Raw genomic sequence first — 24,480 nt, 5'->3', positions numbered from 1 at the left:
AAACCTTTTCCTGGGTGACAACGCTGCCCACCATCGTGGCATCCAACAGTGCCGAGTTCCAGTGGGTGAGAAAGCAGGAAAATATCCTGTCGCGCCTCTTGACCGGACTTTCCGCCTCCCCTCTACTTTCTCGTCAGGAAAACGGTTGCTCAAATAGTGACCCAGTGATGCCGCTCGACAGATACCGCTCAACCCTCGGAGAGCCATGCCCCGCACACCCGCCGCCCCGTCCGCGACGGGCCCGGTCCGTCTCGGTCCGGACGCCCGCGCCGCGCTGCGCCCCGCCGCCGCCGTCATCGAGGCGGGCCTGTGGCACGCCCGGCGCGAGGTCAACGCACGCACCTCCATCCCGCAGGGGCCACAGCTGCTGGAGTCCGCCGGGAACCTGCACAACCTGCGGCTCGCGGCGGGCACGGAGGAGGCGCTGTCGCATGCGGCGGCCGACGGCGAGTTCCAGGGCAAGTTCCAGGGCGCGTACCCCTTCGTGGACACGGACGTCTACAAGTGGCTGGAGGCCGCCTCCTGGCAGCTCGCCCAGGAACCGGCCGGGAACCTCGAAGCACACGTCGACCGGATCACCGATCTCGTCGCCGCCGCCCAGCAGCCCGACGGCTACCTCAACACCTGGTTCCAGCTGGTCAAGGGCGGTGAGCGGTACCAGGACCTGCGCTGGGGGCACGAGCTGTACTGCGCCGGCCATCTCATCCAGGCCGCCGTCGCCCACCACCGTGCCACCGGCCGCCCCGAACTCCTCGACGTGGCCCGGAAGTTCGCCGACCACGTCGACTCCGTCTTCGGCCCGCCCGGCAGCGGCAAACCCATCGACGGCATCGACGGCCACCCCGAGGTCGAGACCGCCCTGGTCGAGCTGTACCGGGAGACCGGCGAGCGCCGCTACCTCGACCTCGCCGCCTACTTCGTCGACCGGCACGGTCACGGGCTGCTCGGCGGCGAGGCCTACTGCCAGGACCGGGTCCCGGTGCGCGAGGCGACGAACGTCGAGGGCCACGCCGTACGCCAGCTCTACCTGCTGGCCGCTGCCGCCGACCTGGCCACCGAGACCGGGGACGACGGACTCCGGGCCGCCTCCGAGCGGTTGTGGCACGCCATGACCACCACCAAGACCCACCTCACCGGCGGGCTCGGCGCCCACCACGACGAGGAGGACTTCGGCGACCCGTACGAGCTGCCCAACGAGCGCGCCTACTGCGAGACCTGCGCCGCCATCGCCTCCGTCCAGTGGAGCTGGCGCATGGCCCTGCTCACCGGCGAGGCCCGCTACTCGGACCTGATCGAACGCACCCTCTACAACGGCTTCCTGGCCGGGGTGTCGCTGGACGGCGAGGGCTGGCTGTACGTCAACCCGCTCCAGGTCCGCGACGGCCACACCGACCCCGGCGGCGACCAGTCGGCCCGCCGCACCCGCTGGTTCCGCTGCGCCTGCTGCCCGCCGAACGTCATGCGGCTGCTGGCCTCCCTGGAGCACTACCTGGCCAGCGGTGACGACAAGGGCCTCCAGATCCACCAGTACGTCACCGGCCGCTACACCGTCGGCGACCTCACCGTCCGCTGCGAGACCGACTATCCCTGGGAGGGAACCATCGCCCTCACCGTCGAGGAGACCCCGGTCGACCGCCCCTGGACCCTGTCTCTCCGGGTCCCGCAGTGGTGCCGCGACTTCCGGGCCCGGTGCGGGGAGGAGACGTACGAGGGTCCCGTCACCGACGGCTGGCTGCGGCTGGAGCGGACCTGGGCGCCCGGGGACCAGGTCGTCCTGGAACTCCACCTGGAGCCGCGGCTGACCGCCGCCGACCCGCGCGTGGACGCCGTACGCGGCTGCGTGGCCATCGAACGCGGACCCCTCGTCTACTGCCTCGAAGGGGTCGACCACCCCGGCGGCGGCCTGGACGACATCGTCATCGACACCACCCGCCCGCTCGCCGTGAAGCACCGCCCCGACCTGCTCGGCGGCGTCACCTCGGTCGTGGCGGCGGGCAGCCGGCGGCACCTCCCGGACGCGGGCTGGTGGCCGTACGCCTCCGCCGACGAGTCGCCCCAGCAGGGCGGCGAACCGGTCGAGTTGACCGCTGTCCCTTACTACGCCTGGGCCAACCGCGAGGACGGCAGCATGCGCGTCTGGCTGCCCACCTCCTGAAGCCCCCCTGCCTTCCTCTCTTCCACGACAACGAGGTCACCCCGTGATATCCACCCGCCGCACCCTCCTGGCCGCAGTCGCCGCCGTCGGCACCCTCGCCTCCCTCACCGCCTGCGGAGGCGGCTCCGACGACGGGTCGGGCTCCTCCGACGCGTCCGGAGGGACGTACACCTTCTGGGATCCTTACCCGCAGTTCGACGCCTCCTCCCCGTGGGGCAAGCTCGTCACCGGGTGCGGGACGAAGGCCGGGGTGACCGTCAAGCGCACCGCGTACGACACCACCGACCTCGGCAACAAGGCCCTGCTGGCCGCCCAGCAGGGCAACGCGCCCGACGTGATGCTGGTGGACAACCCGGTCGTCTCCACGCTCGTCGAGGCGGGCATCCTCAACAAGACGAGCGACCTCGGCCTCGACACCAAGTCGATCCAGAAGAACATCATCGGGGCGGGCACCATCGACGACGCCTCCTACGGCGTCCCGATCGGCGCCAACACGCTCGCCCTCTACTACAACAAGAAGGTCCTGTCGGTGGCGGGCGTCGACCCGGCCACCATCAAGGACTGGAAGTCCCTCACCGCGGCCCTGCAGAAGGTCAAGGCGGCCGGGAAGAAGGGCATCACCTTCTCCGCGATCAACACGGAGGAGGGCAGCTTCCAGTTCCTGCCGTGGTTCTGGGGCGCCGGCGGCGACCTCACCAAGCTGAACTCCGACAAGGGCGTGGCCGCGCTCACGCTGTGGAAGCAGTGGGTGGACGGCGGGCTCGCCCCCAAGGACGTCCTCACCAACACGCAGACCACCAGCTGGCAGGAGTTCGCCACCGGCGACTACGCGTTCGGCGAGAACGGCACCTGGCAGCTCGGCAACGCCGACAAGGCCGGCTTCGACTACGGCGTCATCAACGTCCCCGCGCAGAACGGGGGTTCCGCACCGGTGCCGACGGGCGGCGAGTTCGTCACCGTCCCCGTGCAGAAGGACACCGCGCGCTACGACGTCACCAAGAAGATCGTCACGTGTCTGACCAGCGGCGTGAACCTCCTGGCCACGGACACGACCTTGACGTACATCGCCCCGACGGCCGCCGTGCAGTCCCAGCAGGTGGCGGCGAACCCGAAGCTGAAGCCGTGGGTGTCCGCGGTCGCCGCGGCCCGCGGCCGCACCAGCGGCGGACTCGGCTCGAAGTACCCGACCATCTCCCAGCCGATGTGGACCGCCGTCCAGTCCGCCCTGTCCGGCGGCAAGAGCCCGCAGGACGCCCTGGACACGGCCCAGTCGAGCGCCGAGAAGGGCTAGGTCCCACGTCATGACCCTCGCCCGAGTCGACCGCCCGCCACGGGACCGGGTCGTACCGAAGGCGGCCGACTCCCTGCCGCTGCGGCGCCGGCAAAGGCGCAGGACCAGGCTCACCGCGCTCGCCTTCGTCGCCCCGCTGCTCGCCTACCTCGCCGCGTTCTACGTCTATCCCCTCTACCGCAACCTCGATCTGAGCCTGCGCGACTACACCGTCCGGTCGTTCGTGTCGGGGGACGCGCCGTTCTCCGGGTGGGACAACTTCCAGAAGGTGCTGGACGACCCGACGTTCGGCCCGGCGATGCGCCACACCATGATCTTCACCTTCGTGTCGATCGCGTTCCAGTACGCCATCGGCCTCGCCCTCGCGGTCTTCTTCAACCGGCACTTCCGCCTGGCGCCCACCCTGCGCGCCCTGTTCCTGATCCCATGGCTGCTGCCGCTGATCGTGTCGGCGTCCTCGTGGTCGTGGATGCTCAACAGCGAGTCGGGCGTGGTGAACTACTTCCTCCACTTCTTCGGCGTGGACGCGGTCGGCTGGCTGACCTCGCCGGACTGGGCACTCACCTCGGTGATCATCGCGAACATCTGGATCGGTATCCCGTTCAACCTGGTCATCCTCTACAGCGGGCTGCAGAACATCCCGGGCGAGCTGTACGAGGCGGCGTCCCTGGACGGCGCGGGCGCCTGGCAGCAGTTCCGCCGGATCACCTTCCCGCTGCTGCGGCCGGTGTCGGCGATCACCCTGCTCCTCGGTCTCGTCTACACCCTCAAGGTGTTCGACCTGATCTGGATCATGACCAAGGGCGGCCCGGGCGACGCCTCGTCCACCCTGGCGACCTGGTCCTACCAGCTCGGATTCGGCACCTTGCTGCCCAAGTTCGGCCCGGGGGCGGCGGTCGGCAACATCCTCATCCTCATCGCCCTCGTCTTCGGCCTGCTGTACATCCGCGTCCAGTCCGGCCAGAGGAGGCAGGAAGCGTGAAGTCGCGCACGGCCTCCCGCCGTTACACCGTCATCGGGATCGTCCTCACCGCGCTGATGCTGTTCCCGGTGTACTGGATGCTGAACGTGTCCCTCACCCCGCAGCAGGACATGCGCAAGACCCCGCCGGACCTGTTCCCGCTGCATCCCACTTTCGAGGGCTACCGGGCCGTCCTCGACGACCAGCTGCCCTACCTCGGCACCAGCCTGCTCATCGGCCTCGGCACCGTCGCCCTCACCCTCGTCCTCGCCGCCCCGGCCGGCTACGCGCTGGCGAAACTCCGCCCGTTCGGCGGCGGCGCCCTCGGCCTGGTCCTGCTGGTCGCCCAGATGATCCCCGGGATCGTCATGGCGATGGGCTTCTACGGCATCTTCCTCGACCTCGGCCTGCTCAACTCCTGGTGGGGCCTGATCATCGCGGACTCCACCATCGCCGTGCCGTTCGGCGTCATGATCTTCACCGCGTTCATGTCGGGCATCCCCGGCGAGCTGATCGCCGCATCCCGCATCGACGGCGCCGGCACCTTCCGCACCTTCTGGTCGATCGTCCTGCCCGTGAGCCGCAACGCCCTCGTCACGGTCTCGCTCTTCAGCTTCCTGTGGGCCTGGTCCGACTTCGTCTTCGCCAACACCCTCGACGGCGGCGGCGACTGGAGGCCGATCACCCTCGGCATCTACAAGTACATCGGCAACAACAACCAGGAGTGGAACGCGATCATGGCCACCGCCGTCGTCGCGTCCGTCCCCGCAGCGGTGCTGCTGGTCCTCGCGCAGCGCTACGTGGCCGCGGGCGTCACCGCGGGCGCGGTGAAGGACTGAGCCGCGCAGGACCTCTGTCCCCCCATCCCCTCCGTCGAGGAGAACCCCTGTCATGAGCCGCACAAGACCCCCCACCCCGAGGCGCCTGACCGCCGCCCTCGGCGCCGCCGCGCTGACCGTCACGGCACTGGCCCTCACCGTGCCGTCCGCCCAGGCGGTCCCCACCTCCGCCACCACCCTGGTCGTCAACGCCAACCAGGCCCTGCGCCCGGTCACCCATGTGGCGACCGGCAGCCTCTACGGCCTGGCCGACGCGTCCACCCCCACCGACAGCCTGGTCACCGCCCTCAAGCCGAACACCTTCGTGCAGATGGCCCCGGGCGGCTCCCAGCTGCCCAACGGCGAGCCCCGTCCCGCGGGCGACGCGCTCGTCGTAGCGCCGAAGGCTGCACGGGCGGGAGCGAAGGTGGTGGTCCGCATGCCGGACTGGTACCCCAACTTCCCGTATCAATGGGTGAGTTGGAGCGACTGGCTGTCCGCGGTCGACAGGCAGGTCGCGTCCGTTCAGTCCTCCGGCGCCACCAACATCCAAGCGTACGAGCTGTGGAACGAGCCCGACTGGACCTGGGACACCACCAACGCGGGCGCCTTCAACGCGGGTTGGGCGCGCACGTTCAAGGAGGTCCGCGCCAAGGACACGACGACCCCGATCCAGGGCCCGAGCTATTCGGCGTGGAACCAGTCCTGGATGAGCTCGTTCCTCACCGACGCCAAGGCCAGCGGCACCGTCCCCGACGTCATCGCCTGGCACGAGCTGAACGGCAGCAAGGACATCGCGGCACACGTCTCCGCGTACCGGTCCCTGGAGTCGAGCCTCGGCATCAGCCCGCGCCCGATCTCCATCGAGGAGTACGGCACTCCCGCGGAGATGGGCAACTCCGGCGCCCTCATCGGCTATGCCGCCAAATTCGAGCGGACCGGCGTACGGGACGCCGAACTCGCCTTCTGGAACCACTACGGCACCCTCGGCGACACCCTGACCGACACCGGCGGCTCGCCCAACGGGTCGTACTGGACGTACAAGTGGTACGGCGACATGTCGGGGAACATGCTGGTCACCACGCCCCCGGCGCAGACCGGCATCGACGGCATCGCCGCCCGCAACAGCGCGGGCAACCAGATCAGCGTCGTCGCGGGCGGCTGCACGGGCTCCTGCGCGGTGACGGTCAACGGCCTCTCCTCCCTGTCGGCCTTCGGCAGCACGGTCCACGTCAAGGTGGAGTACAGCCCGGGCACCGGCCGCACCACGGCGTCCCCCGGCCCGATCGCCATCTCGGACGCCGACTACACGGTGTCCGGCGGCTCCGTCACCGTGCCGGTCACGATGAACGCCACCGACGGCTACCACGTGGTGATCACCCCGACCGGCACCAACACCTCACTGGCCGGGCGCTACCAGATCACCAACAAGAACAGCGGCCTCGCCCTGGACACCCTGAACGCGGGCACCGCTCAGGGCACCTCGGTCGTCCAGGCCACGTCCACCACCGGCACCGACCAGAACTGGACCCTGGTGGGAGCCGGCTCGGGCCTGTACAAGATCGTCAACCAGAAGAGCGGCTTGGTGCTGGGCATCAACACCATGAGCACGAGTGACGGTGGTACGGCCCTGATCTGGGGCGACAGCGGCACCGCCGACCACCTCTGGCAGGTGATCCCGGCCCGCGACGGCTACTACAAGATCGCCAACTACAACAGCGGGCTCCTGCTGGGCGTGGACCAGATGAGCACCGCGTCCGGCGCCCAGGTCCTCCAGTGGACCGACAACGGCACGGCCGACCACCTGTGGAGGCTGACCTCGCGCTGAGGCCGGTTCCCCAGGTACGGGTACGCCCCCGGATGTCGGCCGGGGGCGCACTCGTGTCACGCGGGCGTGAGCCGTGTCAGCCCTGCTCGACGATGCGCGTCGATGAACTCCTCCAAGTGACCACACGCGTGTGCCCCCGTCCGGGAACGGACGGGGGCACACGAGGCAACTGTGCTGAAAAGCCGTCCTAGATGAACGAGTTGATCTCGATCGTCTCGGTCCGGCCCGGGCCGACGCCGATCGCGGAGATCGGCGCGCCCGACATCTCCTCCAGCGCCTTGACGTAGTCCTGGGCGTTCTTCGGGAGGTCGGAGAAGGACTTCGCCTTGGAGATGTCCTCGGACCAGCCCGGCAGCATCTCGTAGACCGGCTTCGCGTGGTGGAAGTCGGTCTGGGAGTACGGGAGTTCCTCGACGCGCTTGCCGTCGATCTCGTACGCCACGCAGACCGGGATCTCCTCCCAGCCGGTGAGGACGTCCAGCTTGGTGAGGAAGAAGTCCGTCAGGCCGTTCACGCGGGTCGCGTACCGCGCGATCACCGCGTCGAACCAGCCGCAGCGGCGGTCACGGCCGGTCGTGACGCCCTTCTCGCCGCCGATGCGGCGCAGCGCCTCGCCGTCCTCGTCGAAGAGCTCCGTGGGGAACGGGCCCGCGCCGACTCGGGTCGTGTACGCCTTCAGGATGCCGATGACCCGGCTGATCTTCGTCGGGCCGACCCCGGAGCCCGTGCAGGCGCCGCCCGCGGTCGGGTTCGAGGAGGTGACGAAGGGGTACGTGCCGTGGTCGATGTCCAGGAGAGTGCCCTGGCCGCCCTCGAAGAGGACCACCTTGTCGTTCTCCAGGGCCTGGTTGAGGACCAGAACCGTGTCGGCGACGTACGGCGCGAGCCTGTCGGCGTAGGTCAGCAGCTCCTCGACCACCTGGTCGACGGCGATCGCACGCCGGTTGTACAGCTTGGTGAGGATCTGGTTCTTGACGTCGAGGGCCGCCTCGACCTTCTGCGTGAGGATCGACTCGTCGTACAGGTCCTGGACGCGGATGCCGACACGGTTGATCTTGTCCGCGTACGTCGGGCCGATGCCGCGCCCGGTGGTCCCGATCTTCCGCTTCCCGAGGAACCGTTCCGTCACCTTGTCGACGGTGACGTTGTACGGCGTGATGATGTGGGCGTTACCACTGATCAGGAGCTTGGACGTGTCGACGCCACGCTCGTTCAGTCCGTTCAGCTCGGAGAACAGGACCGACGGGTCGACGACGACTCCGTTGCCGATGACCGGGGTGCACCCCGGCGAGAGGATTCCGGAAGGGAGGAGGTGGAGGGCGTACTTCTGATCGCCCACGACTACCGTGTGGCCGGCGTTGTTGCCGCCCTGGTAGCGCACCACATAGTCCACCGAGCCACCGAGCAGGTCGGTTGCCTTTCCCTTGCCTTCGTCACCCCACTGAGCACCGAGCAGCACAAGTGCGGGCACGCGCGTACACCCCTTCCGGGCGGGGCATGTCCAAGGTCAGAGGCGTACGCGCCATTGACTGTGCCTCGCACAGCCTGTTTCGTACACCGGCGACCTTCGTTGGCCGCAACCCGTCGGACCGGATGCCCCGGAATAGACGAAGCCCCTGGCGCAATAGCGCAAGGGGCTCTTGCACAAAGATGCTACCCGAGGAAGCGAGGCATGACCGAGGTGGCGACTTCCGACCAGCTCCTGGTGGTCATAGACCCGGTCGCCCGCCGGACCGACGGTGAGGCCGTACGGATCGCGAAAGACGTGCTCAGCGCGGGTGCGACCACGAAAGTGTGCCTCCCGGAGGGGCCCGAGGAATTCGCCCGGGCACTCCGGAGAAAAGGTTCCCGCAGGCCGGTCGTGATCGGCGACGACCAGGCCCTGGTGCGGACGGTGTCCCTGCTGCACCGGTGGCGGGAGCTGGCCGGATGTGGACTGTCCGTGGTGCCCGTGGGAGGCGCCCAGGCCCTGGCCCGCTCCCTGGGCATCCCCGCGGGCGCGGTGGCGGCGGCACGGACCGTCCTGGACGGCACCGAGCGGCGCATGGACCTGCTCGTCGACGAGAGCGACGGGGTGGTGCTGGGGGCGTTGCGGATTCCGCACCTGCTGGGGATGCCTCAGGACGCGGCGGAGCCGGACCGGCACGGCGCCGACTTCGACTCCGGCCGGCCCTGGATACGGACATGCCAGTCCCTCGTACGGACCCTGGTGACGGCCCGCCCCGCCCGCTCCCCCTCCCCGGCGTCCGCCCTCGGCCACTCCCGCCTGCGCGTGGAGGTCGACGGGGTCACCCTGGTGGACCTGGACCAGCCCCTGGAGGCCCTGTCGGTCACCCCGGGCGCCTCCGGGCTGGCCGAGGTCGAGGCTCGGCCGCTGTCGGTGGGCGCGGAGGCGACCCCACTGCTGGCGACGGGGCGCCGGATCACCGTGTCCGGGCCGGACTTCCGGTACCGGGCGGACGCGGTGGTGTCGGGGCCGGTACGGAGGCGGACGTGGACGGTGTGGGAGGGGGCCTGGGGGCTGACGTTGCCGGTGGCGTGAGGGGCTGACGTTGCCGGTGGCATGAGGGGCTGACGTTGCCGGTGGCATGAGGGGCTGACGTTGCCGGTGGCGGCACCTGGTGATCGCTCACTTGCATCACTCTCGACACCGACCGGCTCAAGCCCTACATGGACTGAACCGCCCCGGCCGCCGACAACGCGTCCGACTCGTCCTTCAGCCCCACCCCCGTCAGCCCCAGCTCCCGCGCCCTGCCCATCAGCGCCGCCAGCTTCCCCGCCGCCGTCTCGTACGTCAGCCCCTGCGGGGGGCGGATGTTGGACAGGCAGTTGCGGTCGGCGTCGGTCGTCACGCCGGGCTTCGGGCCGTACGTGAGGTACGCGCCCAGGGAGTCCGCCGCCGACATGCCGGGCCGCTCCCCGACCAGGACGACCACCATCGCCGCGCCCATCGCGTGGGCGATGTCGTCGCCGAGGGCCACGCGGGCCTGTTCGGCGAGGACGACGGGGGCCACCCGCCAGTCGGCCGGCAGGCGGGACGTCGTCGCCCGCACCATCGCCGCCGCGTGCTCGTGCACCGCCCGGCTGGACAGCCCGTCGGCGACCACGAACACCACGTCCCACTCCCCCGACGGCAGATGCGCGCGGTCGGTGGTGTCCAGGCGGCGGCCCAGGTCGGGACGCTGGAGGTAGGTGAGCCGGTCGGGGGCGGCGCTGCGGACCCGTACCGTCGGCGTCCCGGTCAGCGCGGCCGCGACCGTGTCCGGGTCGAACGGCGAGTGCACCGCGTCCCGCGCCGCCGCGTGCGCGGCCTGGAGCTCCAGCCGGTGCCGGGTCGGCAGCCCGGAACCGGCCCGGCCGAGGCCGATGCGGGCCTGGGTGTGACGTCGTAGCGTCGACCAGAGCGTCGAGTCCTCGGTGTGCGCGACCAGTTCACTCATGTCGCCGACTCCCGTGTCACTCATGCCGCCAGCTCCCGTCCGATGTCCGTCAGCGGATGTGCGGTGACCTCGCGGATCCCGCCGCGTTCGTCCAGCAGGCCGATCGACTCCAGCCACGCCTCGAACTCCGGCGCCGGGCGCAGCCCGAGCACCTCACGCAGGTACAACGCGTCGTGGTACGAGGCGGACTGGTAGTTGAGCATGATGTCGTCGCCGCCCGGCGTGCAGATCACGAACGAGGCGCCGGCGACGCCGAGCATCGTCAGCATGGTTGCCACGTCGTCGTCATCGGCGTCCGCGTGGTTGGTGTAGCAGATGTCCAGGCCCATGGGCAGGCCGAGCAGCTTGCCGCAGAAGTGGTCCTCCAGGGCGGCGCGCAGGATCTGGCGGCCGTCGTAGAGGTACTCCGGGCCGATGAAGCCGACGACGGTGTTCACCAGCAGGGGGTCGTAGCGGCGGGCGACCGCGTACGCCCGTGCCTCGACCGTCTGCTGGTCGACCCCGTGGTGCGCGTCGGCCGACAGGGCGCTGCCCTGGCCGGTCTCGAAGTACATGACGTTCTTGCCGACCGTCCCCCGGTCCAGCCCGCGCGCCGCCTCGCAGGCCTCGTCGAGGAGGCCCAGGGTGACCCCGAAGGACGCGTTCGCCGCCTGCGTACCGGCGATGGACTGGAAGACGAGGTCGACGGGCGCCCCGCGTTCCATCAGGTCCACGCTGGTCGTCACATGGCACAGCACGCACGACTGGGTCGGGATCGCGTACCGCGTGATGACCCCGTCCAGCAGCTCCAGCAGGTCCCGTACGGCCTTCGGGCTGTCGGTCGCCGGGTTGATGCCGATCACCGCGTCGCCGGAGCCCAGCAGCAGGCCGTCGAGGAGGGCCGCGGCCACGCCGGCCGGGTCGTCGGTGGGGTGGTTGGGCTGGAGGCGGGTCGCGAGCCTGCCCGGCAGGCCGATCGTCGAGCGGAAGGCCGTCACGACGCGCGCCTTGCGCGCGACGGCCACCAGGTCCGCGTTCCCCATCAGCTTGGACACGGCCGCGACCATCTCCGGCGTCAGCCCGGGCGACACCGCGGCCAGCGTCTCGGCGTCCGCCGCCGGCGACAGCAGCCACTCCCGCAGCTCCCCGACCGTCATCCCGGCGAGCGGCGCGAAGGCCAGCGCGTCGTGGGTGTCGAGGATCAGCCGGGTCACGTCGTCGCTCTCGTACGGGATCACCGGCTCGGCGAGGAAGGCCGCGAGCGGCACCTCGGCCAGCGCCCAGCGCGCCGCGACGCGCTCCCGGGCGGAGGCCGCGGCGAGACCGGCCAGCCGGTCGCCGGAGCGCTCGGGGCTCGCGGCGGCGAGCAGGCGCGCGAGGGAGCCGAAGCGGTGGCGCTCGCCGCCGAGGGTGGACGCGTAGGTGCTCATGCCGAGGACGCTACGAGGCGCGGTCCGGCGCGGTCCACGAGCTGCCGCAGAGTTAACGAAGGTGTTCCCCACGCCCGGATTTTAAAGGTCTAGTTGACATGCATTTAACGCTCTCCGCCTCCTGCGTGACTCATTCGCGCGCCAGGATTCCGGACCAGTGACCAAGCGTGCCGACAGGAGAGGGGCCACCCGATGGCAGTACAAGAGGGCGTTGCCCCCGAGGCGAAGACCGGCGGCGAGGAGACCGTTCACCGGCTCAAGCCCAACGCCATCGGCCTGCTCGGCGTGGTCTTCATGGCCGTGGCGACGGCCGCGCCGATCACCGCGATGACCGGCAACGTGCCGTTCATGGTGTCGTCCGGCAACGGCATCGGCGCCCCGGCGAGCTACCTCGTCGCAATGGTCGTCCTGGCAATCTTTTCCGTCGGCTTCACGTCGATGGCGAAGCACATCACCTCCACCGGCGCCTTCTACGGCTTCATCTCGTACGGCCTCGGCCGGACCGTCGGCCTCGCCTCCGGGCTCCTGGCGACCTTCGCCTACGTCGTCTTCGAGCCGGCCCTGATCGGCATCTTCTCGACCTTCGCGACGACCACCCTGAAGGACCAGACGGGGCTCGACATCCCCTGGTGGCTCTTCGCGATCCTGATGCTCGCCGTCAACGCGACCGGCACCTGGTTCGGCGTCTCCGTCGCGGAGAAGGTGCTGGTGGTGCTCCTGGCCACCGAGGTGACGATCCTCGCGGCCATGGCGCTCTCGGTCGCCTTCCACGGCGGCGGCCCGAACGGCTTCACCTTCGGCCCGATCAACCCGGTCAACGCCTTCCAGGGCACGAGCGCCGGACTCGGCCTCTTCTTCGCCTTCTGGTCGTGGGTCGGCTTCGAGTCGACCGCGATGTACGGCGAGGAGTCCCGCGACCCGAAGAAGATCATCCCCAAGGCGACGATGATCTCGGTCCTCGGCGTCGGTGTCTTCTACGTCTTCGTCTCCTGGATGGCCATCACCGGCAACGGCGAGGCGGAGGCCGTGAAGGCCGCCTCCTCCGCCAATCCCCTCGCGATGTTCTTCAACCCCACCGAGCGGTACGTCGGCCACTGGGCGGTCGACGTCATGCAGTGGCTGATGATCACCGGTTCACTCGCCTGCGGCATGGCCTTCCACAACTGCGCCTCCCGCTACATGTACGCGCTCGGCCGCGAGGGCGTCCTGCCGTCCCTGAAGAACACCGTCGGCCGCACCCACGCCAAGCATGGCTCCCCGCACATCGCCGGCCTCGTCCAGACGATCGTCAGCGGCGTGCTCATCGCCGGGTTCTGGATCGCCGGCAAGGACCCGTACACCGGTACCTACGTCCTCCTCGCCATCCTCGGCACCATGGCGATCCTCGTCGTGCAGGCGGTGTGCTCGTTCGCGGTGCTCGCGTACTTCCGCTCCCACCACCCGGAGAGCCGCCACTGGTTCAAGACCACCGTCGCCCCGCTGGTGGGCGGGGTGGCCATGCTCGCGGTGGTCGTGCTGCTGGTGTCCAACATGGGTGTGGCGGCCGGCACGGAGTCAGGTTCACTGGTGCTGAAGGCGACGCCATGGCTGGTCGTACTGGTCGCGGCGACCGGCATCGGGTACGCCCAGTACCTCAGGCGCCGGGATCCGTCGCGGTACGCCCTGATCGGGCGGACCGTGCTGGAGGAGACCAAGGAGCGATAGCGGCAAGGCACTTGGCCGGCCCCGGCCCCGGTGGAGAGGCTTGGTCTCCACCGGGGCCCTGGCCTGCCACCGGGGCCTGGTCTGCCACCGGGCCCTGGTCTGCCACCCGCGCCGTCTACTAGGCCGCGCGGAGGTTGAAGTGGGACAGCGGAGGCCCGTACACGTTCTGGGCACCCACGCGGTCGAGCCCGGAGATGGCGAGCTCACGTGATCCGACGCCACCGCAGAAGTAGTGCATGACCGATTGCGGGTCGTACTGCGTGAGATCCACCGTTCCGACGCTGGGTTCGTCAGGGCAGACGGCAGGCGCTCCGGAGCGGATGTGTTCGTGGCGGAAGCCGATGGCGTGGCCCAGTTCGTGCCGCAGCACGCCCACAGGATCGAAACTGGTGGTGTGGTATGACGGGTCGATGAACACCCGCCTACGGTTTTCCGGGTCGTTCGGGAAGAAGGCCGCAGCGATGAACTGGCCTCCGGTGTCGAGGTGCCGTACGGGGAAAACGACTTCGGGTGGCCGCAGCGAATCACTTTCGTCAGCGGCCTCCACGTGCTCGAACTGCACGCCGCAGGTCGCAGCCCATTCGTCGGTGGCGAGGTGCATGTTCTCGACGACTGCCGCGTACCACTCCGCCTTCGGGAAGGTCTTCCGCAGAACGCAGTATTTCAGGACTGTGCCCGGGTCCCAGCGGACGATCCTCCCGCCTTCGACAATGCCGAGCAGCCCGCTGCTCGGCTGCCCGATCGCGCCTGCGTGGCTGGCGACCGTGCCGACTCCCTTCTCCGCCAGGAGCCGAGCGGCCTCGCGCTGTGCCCGCAGCGCCTTCTGGGTCTCCGTGTAGACGTCCAGTTCGTCGGGGTCGAGCAGCAGATCGCCCTCCACCCGGTGAAACACCTGGCCGTCGATGACGATCTCGGGATGCCGCACGTGGGCGCTATTCGTCATTTTCCATTCCCCTTTCCAACAATCCTGGACGGAACATCCTTATCCACTCGACCACCATCTGGTCACGGTCCATGAGTTGGTCACCCCGGGCGACCCGGAACGACTCGGCGTCCACCTCCACGAGGGGAGACCTTTCGTTCCAGGCGATGAACTCCGGCAGCGACTCGACGTACTCACGCAGACCCGGATACCGGCCCAACAGCCGGCTCTCCTGCGTCTGTTGTCCACCCGCGCCGTCTTCGTCGGACACTTTCCGCTCCCGGAGGGTCGTCCTGCCGCCGCATCCACGTTTCACAGCGCACACCCATCGCGCGGGAACCACACGCGCGCTCGCACACCTTGCCGCGCGACATGACCCGGTGGCCGACTGGGACCATCCGGTCCCGGTGAGCACCGGCGAGCAACTCCTCACGATTGTCGAGAAGCGTCGATGCGCGCGGCAGCGGCGTCGCGGCTGTGCTACTGCCAGAACACGCTGGCCCGCACCTTGATGTCAGAGTTCCACTGAATGGCTCCGACTATTTCCAGAATTCCGTCGTCATACGGAATGACGTTGGCAACACTCATGGTTGCCAATCCCCGGAACGGGCGGTTGTTCGTGTCGACTTCACACAGCGACACGAATGCCCTGCTGTACGACTTGAGGGTAGGGCCGCAGATGAGCCGCCTCGCGAACACGCCATGTGCCGGGAAAATGAACGACGTGTAATCGATGATTCGCTGCTCTTCACTGGCCTTGTCGGGCTCCAGGAGTTTGTCCAGGAAGTCCACGTCGCCCTGCGCCGATGTTGCGTGCGTAACCATGAGATGCCCCGCTTTCCCAATGGCGCCAACACTTCTCTTCCGCACCTGCAACGAGAGGCATCGCGGTCGACCGCAGCAAGAAGTTGACGCGGGAACTAGCTGTCGAAGCGAAAGCCGGATCGGTACCGCCACTTTCGCGAACGGTCTGATTCCAGAATACGCCGGACCTTGCGGTCGCGCACGAGCAATCCGCAGCCAACGCCTGATAAACGAAATGCCGCTGCAGCGAGCCCTTTCGGCGTGGCGGGCCTCAACTCACCGGTACATAAGTTTAGTTGCTCGCCATCCCTGCCGCACTCCACCTGCGTCACGGACCTGTGCGAGCACGACACCTCGCCCAACTCTCTGCCGACTTCGGCGTCGGACCGCAAGGCATTAACGGCGCCTCAGACCTCGACGCTGAGACCCTCCAGCCCTCGGATCACGAAGTTCGGCTTCCGCCGGGGCTCCGCCGCCAGGCTCAGCGTCGGGGCCTTCTCCAGCAGAGCCGTCATCGACGCCGCCAGCTCGATACGGGCCAGCGGGGCGCCGATGCAGTAGTGGATGCCGGCGCTGAAGGAGATGTGCGGGTTGTCCCCACGGGTCAGGTCGAGCCGGCCGGGATCGGCGAAGACCTCGGGGTCGTGGTTGGCGGAGCCGAACAGCATCGCGATCTCGGCTCCCCTCGGGATCGTCGTGCCGTCGACCTCGATGTCGTCCAGGACCCAGCGTTCGAAGAGCTGGAGCGGGGTGTCGTAGCGCATCAGCTCCTCCACGGCGGACGGGACCAGGGAGTGGTCCGCGCGCAGGGCCGACAGCTGGTCCGGGTTGCGGAACAGCGCGTACCAGCCGTTGACCGTGGCGTTCACCGTGGCCTCGTGGCCCGCGTTCAGCAGCAGGACGCAGGTCGAGATCATCTCCTGCTCGGTCAGCCGCTCGCCCTCGTCGTGTGCCGCGATCAGCCCCGAGATCAGGTCCTCGCCCGGCTCCTTGCGACGCTCGGCGATCAGCTCGCGGAGGTAGTCGGAGAACTCGACCGACGCCCGCACCGCCCTCGTCGCCACCTCCTCCGGCGGGTTCAGCTCGTACATCCCGCAGATGTCAGCCGACCAGGGCCGCAGGGGCGCCCGGTCCGACTCGGGGATCCCCAGCATCTCCGCGATGACGGCCACCGGGAGCGGCTCCGCCACATCCGCCAGCAGGTCACCGCCGCCCTTCTCGACCAGCGCCGACACCAGCTCGTCCGCCAGCGCGTGCACATACGGCTTCAGCTGCTCCACCGTGCGCGGCGTGAACGCCTTCGACACCAGACGCCGGATCCGCGTGTGGTCCGGCGGCTCCAGATCCAGCATCCCGTGGTCGTTCAGCACATGGAACGGCTCGTGCTCCGCCGGCGGAGCCGTCCGCCCGAAGTCCTCGTGCGTGAACCGGTGCTGATACGTCCGCCCCAGCCGCCGGTCCCGCAGCAACGCCGAGACGTCCGCGTGGTGCGACACCAGCCACTGGCCGGTGGGCTCGAAGTACTGCACGCGGCCACGCTCACGCAGCTCGGCGTACGCGGGGTACGGGTCGGCGAGGAACGCCGGGTCCCAGGGGTCGAAGGCTGCCATGCACGGACGCTAGCCCGGCAGCCCCCCGCCTGACCAGGGGTGTCCCACCGACCGGGGCACACGCGCACGGTGCGGCCTCATGAGCCCGCCTCACGAGGACGGCTCATGAGGCGGCCTCAACGGGCCTCTTGGGGTCACCTCACGGTGTGCCGAAGTCGGGGATGGTCACCGAGCCGTCCTCCGCCAGCGGGAACCCGGGATTGTGGGCGACCTCCCAGGCGTGGCCGTCCGGATCGACGAAGGCGCCGGAGTAGAACCCGACGGCGTTCACGACGGCGGGCTTGGTGATGGTGCCGCCGGCCTGTTCCACCGTCGCGAGGAGCGCGTCGGCCTCCTCGTCGGACCGGACATTGTGGGCCAGGGCGATCCCGCCGAAACCGGCCGGCGCCGGGCCGGGTTCCAGACCGCAGTCCTCGGCGAGCTTGTCGCGGCTCCACAGGACCAGGCCCAGGCCGCCCGCCTGGAAGAAGACGGTCTCCTCGACTTCCTGCCCTCGCCAGCCCAGGGCCTCGTAGAAGGCCTTGGACCGCGCGAGATCGGACACACCCAACGTGATCAACGTGACGCGCTGTTCCATGGCCTCACGGTACTCAGCCGGGCGTGACCAGCCGTGCCTCGTACGCGAACACCGCCGCCTGTGTGCGGTCCCTGAGGCCCAGCTTCACGAGGATCCGACTGACGTGGGTCTTGATCGTCGACTCGGCCACCACCAGCCGCTCCGCGATCTCCGCGTTCGACAGGCCCTGGGCGATCAGAACCAGCACCTCCGTCTCCCGCTCGGTCAGATCTCCGTAGGCCGCCTGCGCGGAGGGCATGAGGCGTGGTGCTTCGGACAGCTTGGAGAACTCGTTGATCAGCCGCCTGGTCACCGAGGGGGCGAGCAGGGCCTCCCCGGACGCCACCACCCTCACCCCGTCCGCGAGCTGGCGGGCCGAGGCGTCCTTGAGGAGGAAGCCGGAGGCTCCCGCCCGCAGCGCCTGGTACACGTACTCGTCGAGGTCGAAGGTGGTCAGCACCAGCACCTTCGCCGTGCCGTCCGCGGCGACGATCTCCCGGGTCGCCTCGATGCCGTTCAGCTCAGGCATACGGATGTCCATCAGGACGACGTCGGGGGTGAGCTCGCGGACCCGGTCGACCGCTTCCCGCCCGTTGACGGCCTCGCCGACGACCTCGATGTCCGGCATCGCGTTCAGCAGGACCGAGAAGCCCTCGCGCACCATCATCTGATCGTCCGCGATCAGGACGCGGATCGTCATGCGTCGTCCTCGTTCACCATGGCCACCGGCAGGAACACCGTCACCTCGTACCCTCCTTCGTCCGTGGCGCCCGCCGTCATCTCGCCGTTCAGCATGGAGACCCGCTCACGCATCCCGGTGATGCCGTGCCCGGCGCCGGGCGAGGGCTTCACCAGGGCCGGCGCCGGCGGCGGGGCGTTGACTATGCGCAGGCCCAGCCCGCCGAGGACGTAACCGATCTCGACCCGGGCGCTCGCGCCGGGCGCGTGCCGCAGGGTGTTGCTCAGCGCCTCCTGCACGATCCGGTACGCCGACAGTTCGACGCCCTGCGGCAGTTCGCGTACCGCGCCGGTCACCGTCTTGTCCACGCTCAGCCCCGCGTCCCGCACGTTGGCGAGCAGCGCGTCCAGGTCGGCGAGGGTCGGCTGCGGGGCGTCCGGGGCCTCGTAGTCCTCGGCGCGGACGACGCCCAGGACCCGGCGCAGTTCGGTGAGGGCCGCGACCGCGTTCTCCCTGATCGTGACGAAGGCCCGCTCCAGCTCCGGCGGCGGGTTCTCCACCCGGTAGGGGGCGGCCTCCGCCTGGATGGCGACGACCGACATGTGGTGCGCGACCACGTCGTGCAGCTCGCGGGCGATCGTCGTGCGCTCCTCCAGGAGGGTGCGCCGGGATCGCTCGTGCGCGGTCACGGTCTGCTGGGCGGTCACCTCCTGCTTGGCGTCGCGGCGTATGTGCCAGACGGAGACGCACAGCAGGACGAGTGCGGAGAAGACCAGCATCGGCGCGGTGTTGGTGCCGTAGTAGCGGTCCGAGCCGAAGAGAGTCTCCGCCACGACGCCGTAGGCCGCCGTCAGCGCCCACATCCACCCCGCCGTGCGAGGCCTGGTCCGCACGGCCACGATCGTCAGCACCGTCAGGTGGCAGGCGAAGCTGCCGGGCAGCCACGGCCAGTCGCCCCACTGGTCGCCGAACGGGAGGGCGAGCGGGGTGGCCGCCATGGACAGCCAGAACGCTCCGACCGGCCGGACCATGGTCAGCAGGATCGGGATCACCGCGAGCGCGCCGAGCAGCAGGGCCAGGCCCTCGTCGATGGTCGCGATGGCCAGTGCCATCAGGGCGACCGCGGTGATCACCGCGTGCGGCGTCCAGGCCGCGTACTCCCGCGGTTTGTCGGGCAGCCGCCGGGTGAGCGGCCCGTCCGTGCGCATGCGCGGGAGCGGGCGGTAGGCGAAGGCGTCGTGGAACAGGTCCTGCCGCAGCCCGCGCAGGGCATCCGCGGCCAGCCGGAACTCCGGGCTGCGCGACTTGGCCCCGTCGCCCGACGGCGTGATGTGGATCTGGGTCGTCTCGGTCACGTACAGAACGGTAGGCGGAGGCGGGGGTCACGGTCGTCACCAGTGAGAGGGGTCCTTCGCGGTCCCTCTCAGGTACTACGGGTCTGCCGGTGGACGGGTCTGCCGGGTACTGCGGGTCTGCCGGTGGGACGGGTCTGCCGGTACCGCGGGTCTGCCGGTACCGCGGGTCTGCCGGTACCGCGGCTCTGCCGTACGACGGGTCTGCCGGGTACTGCGGCTCTGCCGGTACCGCGGCTCTGCCGGTACGACGGCTCTGCCGGTACCGCGGCTCTGCCGGTACGACGGCTCTGCCGGTACCGCGGGTCTGCCAATACGACCGGCCGGGCCTGCGGTGCCGAGGCCGACGGGCGCGTGCGGCGCGGCTCAGTACCCGGTGGGCCGCACCAGCCCCGACTCGTACGCGAACACCGCCGCCTGGGTGCGGTCCCGCAACCCCAGCTTCACCAGGATGCGGCCCACGTGGGTCTTCACCGTCTGCTCGGCGACGACGAGACGCCCGGCGATCTCCGCGTTCGACAGACCCTGGGCGATCAGGGCGAGCACCTCCGTCTCCCGCTCGGTCAGACCGCCGACGCGTTCCTTGAGAGGGGCGCGGGGTCTGTCGTCCAGTCGGGAGAACTCGGCGATCAGCCGCCGCGTGATGCCCGGCGCGAGCAGCGCGTCGCCGGCCGCCACGACCCGCACCGCCTCGGCGAGCTTGTCCGCGGACGCGTCCTTGAGCAGGAACCCCGAGGCGCCGGCCCGGAGCGCCTCGTACACGTACTCGTCGAGGTCGAAGGTGGTGAGCACCAGCACCTTGATGTCCGGTCGTTCACCGGTGATGCGGCGCGTGGCCTCGATGCCGCCGAGCTCGGGCATGCGGATGTCCATGAGGACGACGTCCGGGGCGAGTTCGGCGACCTTGACGATCGCGTCCAGGCCGTCCACCGCCTGGCCGATCACGTCGATGTCGGGCTGGGTGTTGAGCAGCACGGTGAAGCCCTGCCGGACCATCTGCTGGTCGTCGGCGATGAGTACGCGGATGGTGCCGCCGGTGCCGCTCGTCATGGGGTCTCTTCTCCTGTCGGGGACGGGTGTGGGGCGTGCCGCGTGCCGTCGTGCGAGGGTGCCTTGCCGTCGTCCCCGGTGCCGTCCTTCGGGAGGAACACCGTGACCGCGAAGCCGCCGTGGAGCGTCCTGGTCGCGGTGACGTGCCCGCCGAGCATCGCGGCGCGCTCGCGCATACCGAGCAGGCCGTGGCCGGCGCCGGGCGAGGGCGGGACGGGGTGCCGGGGGCGGGAGTTGATGACCCCGATGTACAGCCCGCGGGGGAAGTGGTGGATCTCGACGCGCACGGTGGAGCCCGGTGCGTGCCGCAGGGCGTTGCTCAGCGCCTCCTGGGTTATCCGGTACGCCGACAGCTCCAGCCCCGGTGGGTAGGCGGGCGGGCCTCCTTCGGGGACTTCGACGCTGGTGACGACGTCCAGTCCGGCGGCACGGGTGTTCTCGATGAGGGCGTCGAGACGGTCGAGCGTGGGCTGCGGGGAGTCCGGGGCGGAGCCGGTGGTGGCCTCGCCCAGGCCGTAGGGGTCATCGGGGTTCTCGGAGCGCAGGACGCCGAGGACGCGGCGCAGTTCGGCGAGCGCCTGCAGGGCGTTCTCCCGGATGCCGTCGAGGTTCTCCTTCAGTTCCTCGGACGGGTTGTCCACGAGGTGCGGGGCCACCTGGGCCTGGATGGAGATCACCGACATGTGGTGCGCGACGACGTCGTGCAACTCGCGGGCGATACGGCTGCGCTCCTCCAGCAGGGTGCGGCGGGCCCGTTCCTCCGCCGTCATCGTCTCCTGTTCCACGAGTTGGCTGCGGGCTTCGCTGCGGCCGCGGAGGGCGAGGCCTACGAGGACGGCCACGGCGAAGACGGCGACCGCGGTCGTGCCGGTCCCGGAGTACCGCTGCCCTCCGATGACGCCCTGGAGGACGAAGGTCGCGAGGGCCGTTGCCGCGAGGGCTCCTGTTGCTCTGCGGGTGGACGGGCGCAGGGCGAGGAGGAAGAGGACAAGGGCCTGGGCCACGACCGCGGGAGTGCTCCAGGGCCAGTTGGGGCCGGGGAGCGGGGTGTCCATGAGGTGAGGACGTACCGCTGCGGCGGTCACGACCGTGGTGCTGAGGGACAGGGCCCATGCGGTGCCGGGGAGGCGGATGGCCAGGATGACGGCGGCGGCCTGGAGCGCGCCGAGGAACAAACCCATTCCCGAGCCGAGCCGGTAGGCCGTGCCCATCTCGTGGCCGCCGGACAGGAAGATGCCCAGCGCTGCCCAGAGGAAGGCGAAGTGGGTGAGCAGGCGGAGCCAGCGGTGGTTGGGGAAAAGGGTGGGAGTGGCGGTGGGGGCGAAGACGGAAACGGGTGGGCGAGCGGTTGCGGGAGCGGGTGGCCCCTGTTCGGGCTTGGCGCCGTCGGCGGCCGTCCCTTCGGCGTTCACGGCGTCAACCCTAGGCATCTCGGGCCGCCTTCGCTTGGCTGTGATGAGGGCGGAGGTGGGAGCGAACAACCCGGGACGGTCGGTTGTGGGAGCGGCGGGGGCCCAGTTCGTAGCTGCGGAAGGCCGCCCAGCAGACGGCCAGGGCCAGGGCGAAGAGCGGGAGCCAGGTCAGGCGGGCGGCTGTCCAGGTCAGGTCGTCGGGGGATGTGTGGAGGCCGGGGAGGCGGCCTGCCAGAAGGGCCGTGGCCGTGGTGGCCATCAGGGCCGTCTGGTGCCAGAGGAAGATCGTCATCGCGGAGAGATTGACCAGGGCCACCGCCGCCCAGGCCAGGGGGCGACGCATGGTCCGGCGCAGGCGGTCACGCAGGAGCAGCGCCAGCCCGCACTGGGCCAGGCCGAAGGTGACGGCGGCCAGCGTCGGCGGGTTGAGGTTGGAGACCTCGGCGCCGGGGACGCCCACCATCGACGCCGGGTAGCCCGCGAAGGCGACCAGGAATGCCGTGGTCGCCGCGCCGCCCGTGAGCAGGAGCCAGCCCGCGCGGCGGCTGTCCAACTCGCCGCGAGTCCAGGCCGCGCCCAGGGTGTAGGGCACCAGCCAGCCCGCCGCCACGTTCACCCAGCCGAGCCAGGACGGGCCACCCAGGCCGAAGCGCAGTAGGTCCACATGAAGGACGACGGCCAGCGGCCAGAGCGGGTTGAGTCGGACCAGGAGGGGTGTCGCGGCCGTCAGGGCGGCGAAGACCAGCAGGAACCACAAGGGGGAGAGTGCCAGCTTGACCAGCGTGCGGACCGTTTCGAACTCGGCGCCGGTGAGGAGGAGCGCGGTCGCGGTCACCGTCCACAGGGTGAGGACGGCCGCCGCCGGCGTGAACAGGCGGGACAGACGGGCCGTCAGCCACTCGCCGTAGGTCGCGCCTCTCGTCCGGGCCGAGGTGTAACCCCGTGTCGCCACATGGCCGCCCACCAGGAAGAACACCGCCAGCGTCTGGAAGAGCCAGGAGATCGGTGCCAGCCACGGCATGTGCTGGAGCGGGCTCGCGGTGTGCAGTCCGCCGCCGTCCGCCACCAGCGCGGTCACCAGCCAGTGGCCGAGGACCACACCGAGGATGGCGAAGGCACGCAGCGCGTCGACGGCTCGGTCCCGGTCGGCGGGGGTCGCGGCGTCGACCCGGCCGGCGCCCCCTCGTATGCCCTCCCACACGCGGCGCGGGGCCGTCTCACGCATGGGTGACCTCCGGGGTCTCGCCGAGGACGATCCGGGCCAGGTTGGTCAGGGCGACGGAGCCCGGTGCGAAGTAGTCGCTGTGGCCGCCGTCTCCCGCGGCGAAGACCCGGGCGCCGAAGGACGGGGAGACGGGGTCGGTGCCGAAGCCGACGGTCGTGCCGAACAGGTCCGCCCTGATGTGCGGCACCTCCCGTACCCAGTCGTCACTGCCCCGCCCCGCCCAGACGCGGGCCCGCGTGTGCAGGGCGGCGGCGGAGTCGACGCCGACGCCGGGGCTGCCGACCAGGGCGATGTCGTCCACGTCCAGGGCGGGCGCGGTCTCGGAGGCGGAGGCAGAGGCCGAGGAGGGCGAGGAGGGCGAGGAGGCGGAGGCAGAGGCCGAGGAGGGCGAGGAGGCGGAGGTCGAGGAAGCGGCGGGGGTGGAAGAGGCCGAGGAAGCGGCAGGGGCGGCGGAGGCCGCACTGGCGCAGACCACCGACCCGTACGAGTGGCAGACCAGGGAGACCCGCGCGTGCCCGCCGACGACGCCTCGCAGCTGCCGTATGAACTCCCGCAGACGCGGGGCCGCCTGGTCGGCTCTGCTCGTCGTCGTGACCGTCGCGCTGATGGTGCCCGGGGTCTCGTAACCCAGCCAGGCCACGACCGCGGTGTCGGCACCGGCGCCCTCGCGGGTGAGTTCCTGCCGCAAGTGGGCCGCGGTCGCGCGGAAACGGTCGTACGTGTCGAGTGACGTGTCGGAGCCGGGGACCAGGACCGCTGTGCGGGTCGCGTGGGCCAGGTCGCCGAAGACCTCCGTCGCTCGGCCGGAACCGCGACCGTCGAACGCGAGGAAGTCGCGGGACGGGTCGGCCATCGCACGGTCCGCCGCGGCGCGATCCCGGTCGCCGTGGGCGGCGGCCATGCGGGACGCCTCCTCGGCGTTGGCCCGGTTCGCGGCGTACGTCTCGTCCAGCGTGGCCGCTGTGAGCGGGGCGAGGGCGGCCGGTGCCGGGGCGGGGACCTGCGGTCGGGCGGCGGCGGAGAGGGGAGCGACGACCGCGGCCGTGATGAGCGCGGCGAGCAGGCCCCGGCACCACCTCTGCGCACGGCGCCGCCTGCCGGTTGCGTCAGCGACCGCGGATGTCTCGACGTCGGCGGCCGTGGACGTCTCGCCGACAGCGGCCGTAACCATCGCAAGTTCAACGGCCCTTGCCGTCCCGACCACAACGGCCGTCGCCGCCCCCGCCCCGGCGGCCCTTGCCGCCCCCGCCCCGGCGGCTGTCGG

Annotated in this window: 21 protein-coding genes; 7 read left to right on the top strand and 14 right to left on the bottom strand. The window is 70.2% G+C overall.

The window, feature by feature from the left end:
* Positions 1 to 205 precede the first annotated feature (205 nt).
* From ACWBNA_RS00965 to ACWBNA_RS00945, 5 genes are read left to right on the top strand one after another with little or no spacing between them, the layout of a single operon-like run.
* Entirely contained in the window at positions 206 to 2,155 is a 1,950-nt protein-coding gene (locus ACWBNA_RS00965) for a glycoside hydrolase family 127 protein (RefSeq protein WP_482701261.1), read from the top strand.
* A 43-nt stretch (positions 2,156 to 2,198) separates the two neighbouring features.
* Positions 2,199 to 3,446: a sugar ABC transporter substrate-binding protein gene (locus tag ACWBNA_RS00960; protein ID WP_482701259.1), complete on the top strand. Its 1,248-nt coding sequence runs from the start codon at positions 2,199 to 2,201 to the stop codon at positions 3,444 to 3,446.
* A 10-nt stretch (positions 3,447 to 3,456) separates the two neighbouring features.
* On the top strand, positions 3,457 to 4,428 hold the full coding sequence (locus ACWBNA_RS00955; RefSeq protein WP_482701257.1) for a carbohydrate ABC transporter permease: 972 nt from the start codon (positions 3,457 to 3,459) through the stop codon (positions 4,426 to 4,428).
* Entirely contained in the window at positions 4,425 to 5,246 is an 822-nt protein-coding gene (locus ACWBNA_RS00950) for a carbohydrate ABC transporter permease (RefSeq protein WP_482701255.1), read from the top strand. Before ACWBNA_RS00955 ends, ACWBNA_RS00950 begins: the two co-directional genes overlap by 4 nt.
* A gap of 52 nt (positions 5,247 to 5,298) precedes the next feature.
* Positions 5,299 to 7,053, top strand: a complete 1,755-nt coding sequence (locus ACWBNA_RS00945) for an RICIN domain-containing protein (RefSeq protein WP_482701253.1) — start codon at positions 5,299 to 5,301, stop codon at positions 7,051 to 7,053.
* Between the two features lie 187 nt (positions 7,054 to 7,240).
* On the opposite strand, the gene ACWBNA_RS00940 is transcribed toward ACWBNA_RS00945, so the two are convergent.
* Positions 7,241 to 8,524, bottom strand: a complete 1,284-nt coding sequence (locus tag ACWBNA_RS00940) for an adenylosuccinate synthase (protein ID WP_482701252.1) — start codon at positions 8,522 to 8,524, stop codon at positions 7,241 to 7,243.
* A gap of 201 nt (positions 8,525 to 8,725) precedes the next feature.
* Between ACWBNA_RS00940 and ACWBNA_RS00935 the strand changes: the two genes are divergently transcribed.
* Positions 8,726 to 9,595: a diacylglycerol kinase family protein gene (locus ACWBNA_RS00935; protein ID WP_482701250.1), complete on the top strand. Its 870-nt coding sequence runs from the start codon at positions 8,726 to 8,728 to the stop codon at positions 9,593 to 9,595.
* 124 nt (positions 9,596 to 9,719) lie between these two features.
* On the opposite strand, the gene eutC is transcribed toward ACWBNA_RS00935, so the two are convergent.
* On the bottom strand, positions 9,720 to 10,517 hold the full coding sequence (gene eutC, locus ACWBNA_RS00930; RefSeq protein ID WP_482701248.1) for an ethanolamine ammonia-lyase subunit EutC: 798 nt from the start codon (positions 10,515 to 10,517) through the stop codon (positions 9,720 to 9,722).
* Entirely contained in the window at positions 10,514 to 11,902 is a 1,389-nt protein-coding gene (locus ACWBNA_RS00925) for an ethanolamine ammonia-lyase subunit EutB (RefSeq protein WP_482701246.1), read from the bottom strand. The genes eutC and ACWBNA_RS00925 overlap by 4 nt, the downstream gene beginning before the upstream one ends.
* A 192-nt stretch (positions 11,903 to 12,094) precedes the next feature.
* On the opposite strand from ACWBNA_RS00925, the gene ACWBNA_RS00920 reads away from it, so the two are divergent.
* On the top strand, positions 12,095 to 13,606 hold the full coding sequence (locus ACWBNA_RS00920) for an APC family permease (protein ID WP_482701244.1): 1,512 nt from the start codon (positions 12,095 to 12,097) through the stop codon (positions 13,604 to 13,606).
* Between the two features lie 118 nt (positions 13,607 to 13,724).
* Here ACWBNA_RS00920 and ACWBNA_RS00915 read toward each other — a convergent pair whose 3' ends face one another.
* The 11 genes from ACWBNA_RS00915 to ACWBNA_RS00865 form a co-directional block, all read right to left on the bottom strand.
* Positions 13,725 to 14,549, bottom strand: coding sequence for a zinc metalloprotease (locus tag ACWBNA_RS00915; RefSeq protein ID WP_482701242.1), 825 nt, complete (start codon positions 14,547 to 14,549; stop codon positions 13,725 to 13,727).
* Entirely contained in the window at positions 14,539 to 14,799 is a 261-nt protein-coding gene (locus tag ACWBNA_RS00910; protein WP_482701240.1) for a hypothetical protein, read from the bottom strand. The genes ACWBNA_RS00915 and ACWBNA_RS00910 overlap by 11 nt, the downstream gene beginning before the upstream one ends.
* A gap of 209 nt (positions 14,800 to 15,008) precedes the next feature.
* Positions 15,009 to 15,353 (bottom strand): hypothetical protein, encoded by a 345-nt coding sequence (locus ACWBNA_RS00905; RefSeq protein WP_482701238.1) that lies wholly within the window; start codon positions 15,351 to 15,353, stop codon positions 15,009 to 15,011.
* A 386-nt stretch (positions 15,354 to 15,739) separates the two neighbouring features.
* Positions 15,740 to 16,942, bottom strand: coding sequence for a cytochrome P450 (locus ACWBNA_RS00900; RefSeq protein ID WP_482701236.1), 1,203 nt, complete (start codon positions 16,940 to 16,942; stop codon positions 15,740 to 15,742).
* A gap of 139 nt (positions 16,943 to 17,081) precedes the next feature.
* Positions 17,082 to 17,519, bottom strand: coding sequence for a VOC family protein (locus ACWBNA_RS00895; protein ID WP_482701234.1), 438 nt, complete (start codon positions 17,517 to 17,519; stop codon positions 17,082 to 17,084).
* A 13-nt stretch (positions 17,520 to 17,532) separates the two neighbouring features.
* Positions 17,533 to 18,198 carry a response regulator gene (locus tag ACWBNA_RS00890; RefSeq protein WP_482701232.1) on the bottom strand — a complete coding sequence of 222 codons (666 nt, stop codon included), beginning with the start codon at positions 18,196 to 18,198 and terminating at the stop codon, positions 17,533 to 17,535.
* Entirely contained in the window at positions 18,195 to 19,532 is a 1,338-nt protein-coding gene (locus tag ACWBNA_RS00885; RefSeq protein WP_482701230.1) for a sensor histidine kinase, read from the bottom strand. Before ACWBNA_RS00885 ends, ACWBNA_RS00890 begins: the two co-directional genes overlap by 4 nt.
* 363 nt (positions 19,533 to 19,895) lie before the next feature.
* On the bottom strand, positions 19,896 to 20,579 hold the full coding sequence (locus ACWBNA_RS00880) for a response regulator (RefSeq protein ID WP_482701228.1): 684 nt from the start codon (positions 20,577 to 20,579) through the stop codon (positions 19,896 to 19,898).
* Positions 20,576 to 21,991 carry a sensor histidine kinase gene (locus ACWBNA_RS00875; RefSeq protein WP_482701226.1) on the bottom strand — a complete coding sequence of 472 codons (1,416 nt, stop codon included), beginning with the start codon at positions 21,989 to 21,991 and terminating at the stop codon, positions 20,576 to 20,578. The genes ACWBNA_RS00880 and ACWBNA_RS00875 overlap by 4 nt, the downstream gene beginning before the upstream one ends.
* 10 nt (positions 21,992 to 22,001) lie before the next feature.
* Complete coding sequence (locus ACWBNA_RS00870) at positions 22,002 to 23,216, bottom strand: acyltransferase family protein (protein ID WP_482701224.1); 1,215 nt, start codon at positions 23,214 to 23,216, stop codon at positions 22,002 to 22,004.
* Positions 23,209 to 24,387, bottom strand: a complete 1,179-nt coding sequence (locus ACWBNA_RS00865; RefSeq protein ID WP_482701223.1) for an alpha/beta hydrolase — start codon at positions 24,385 to 24,387, stop codon at positions 23,209 to 23,211. The genes ACWBNA_RS00870 and ACWBNA_RS00865 overlap by 8 nt, the downstream gene beginning before the upstream one ends.
* Positions 24,388 to 24,480 lie beyond the last annotated feature (93 nt).

This window comes from Streptomyces sp. Q2 (assembly GCF_056820935.1).
Note: the sequence above shows the minus strand (reverse complement) of the source record. Positions and strands in the feature narration are given on the sequence as shown.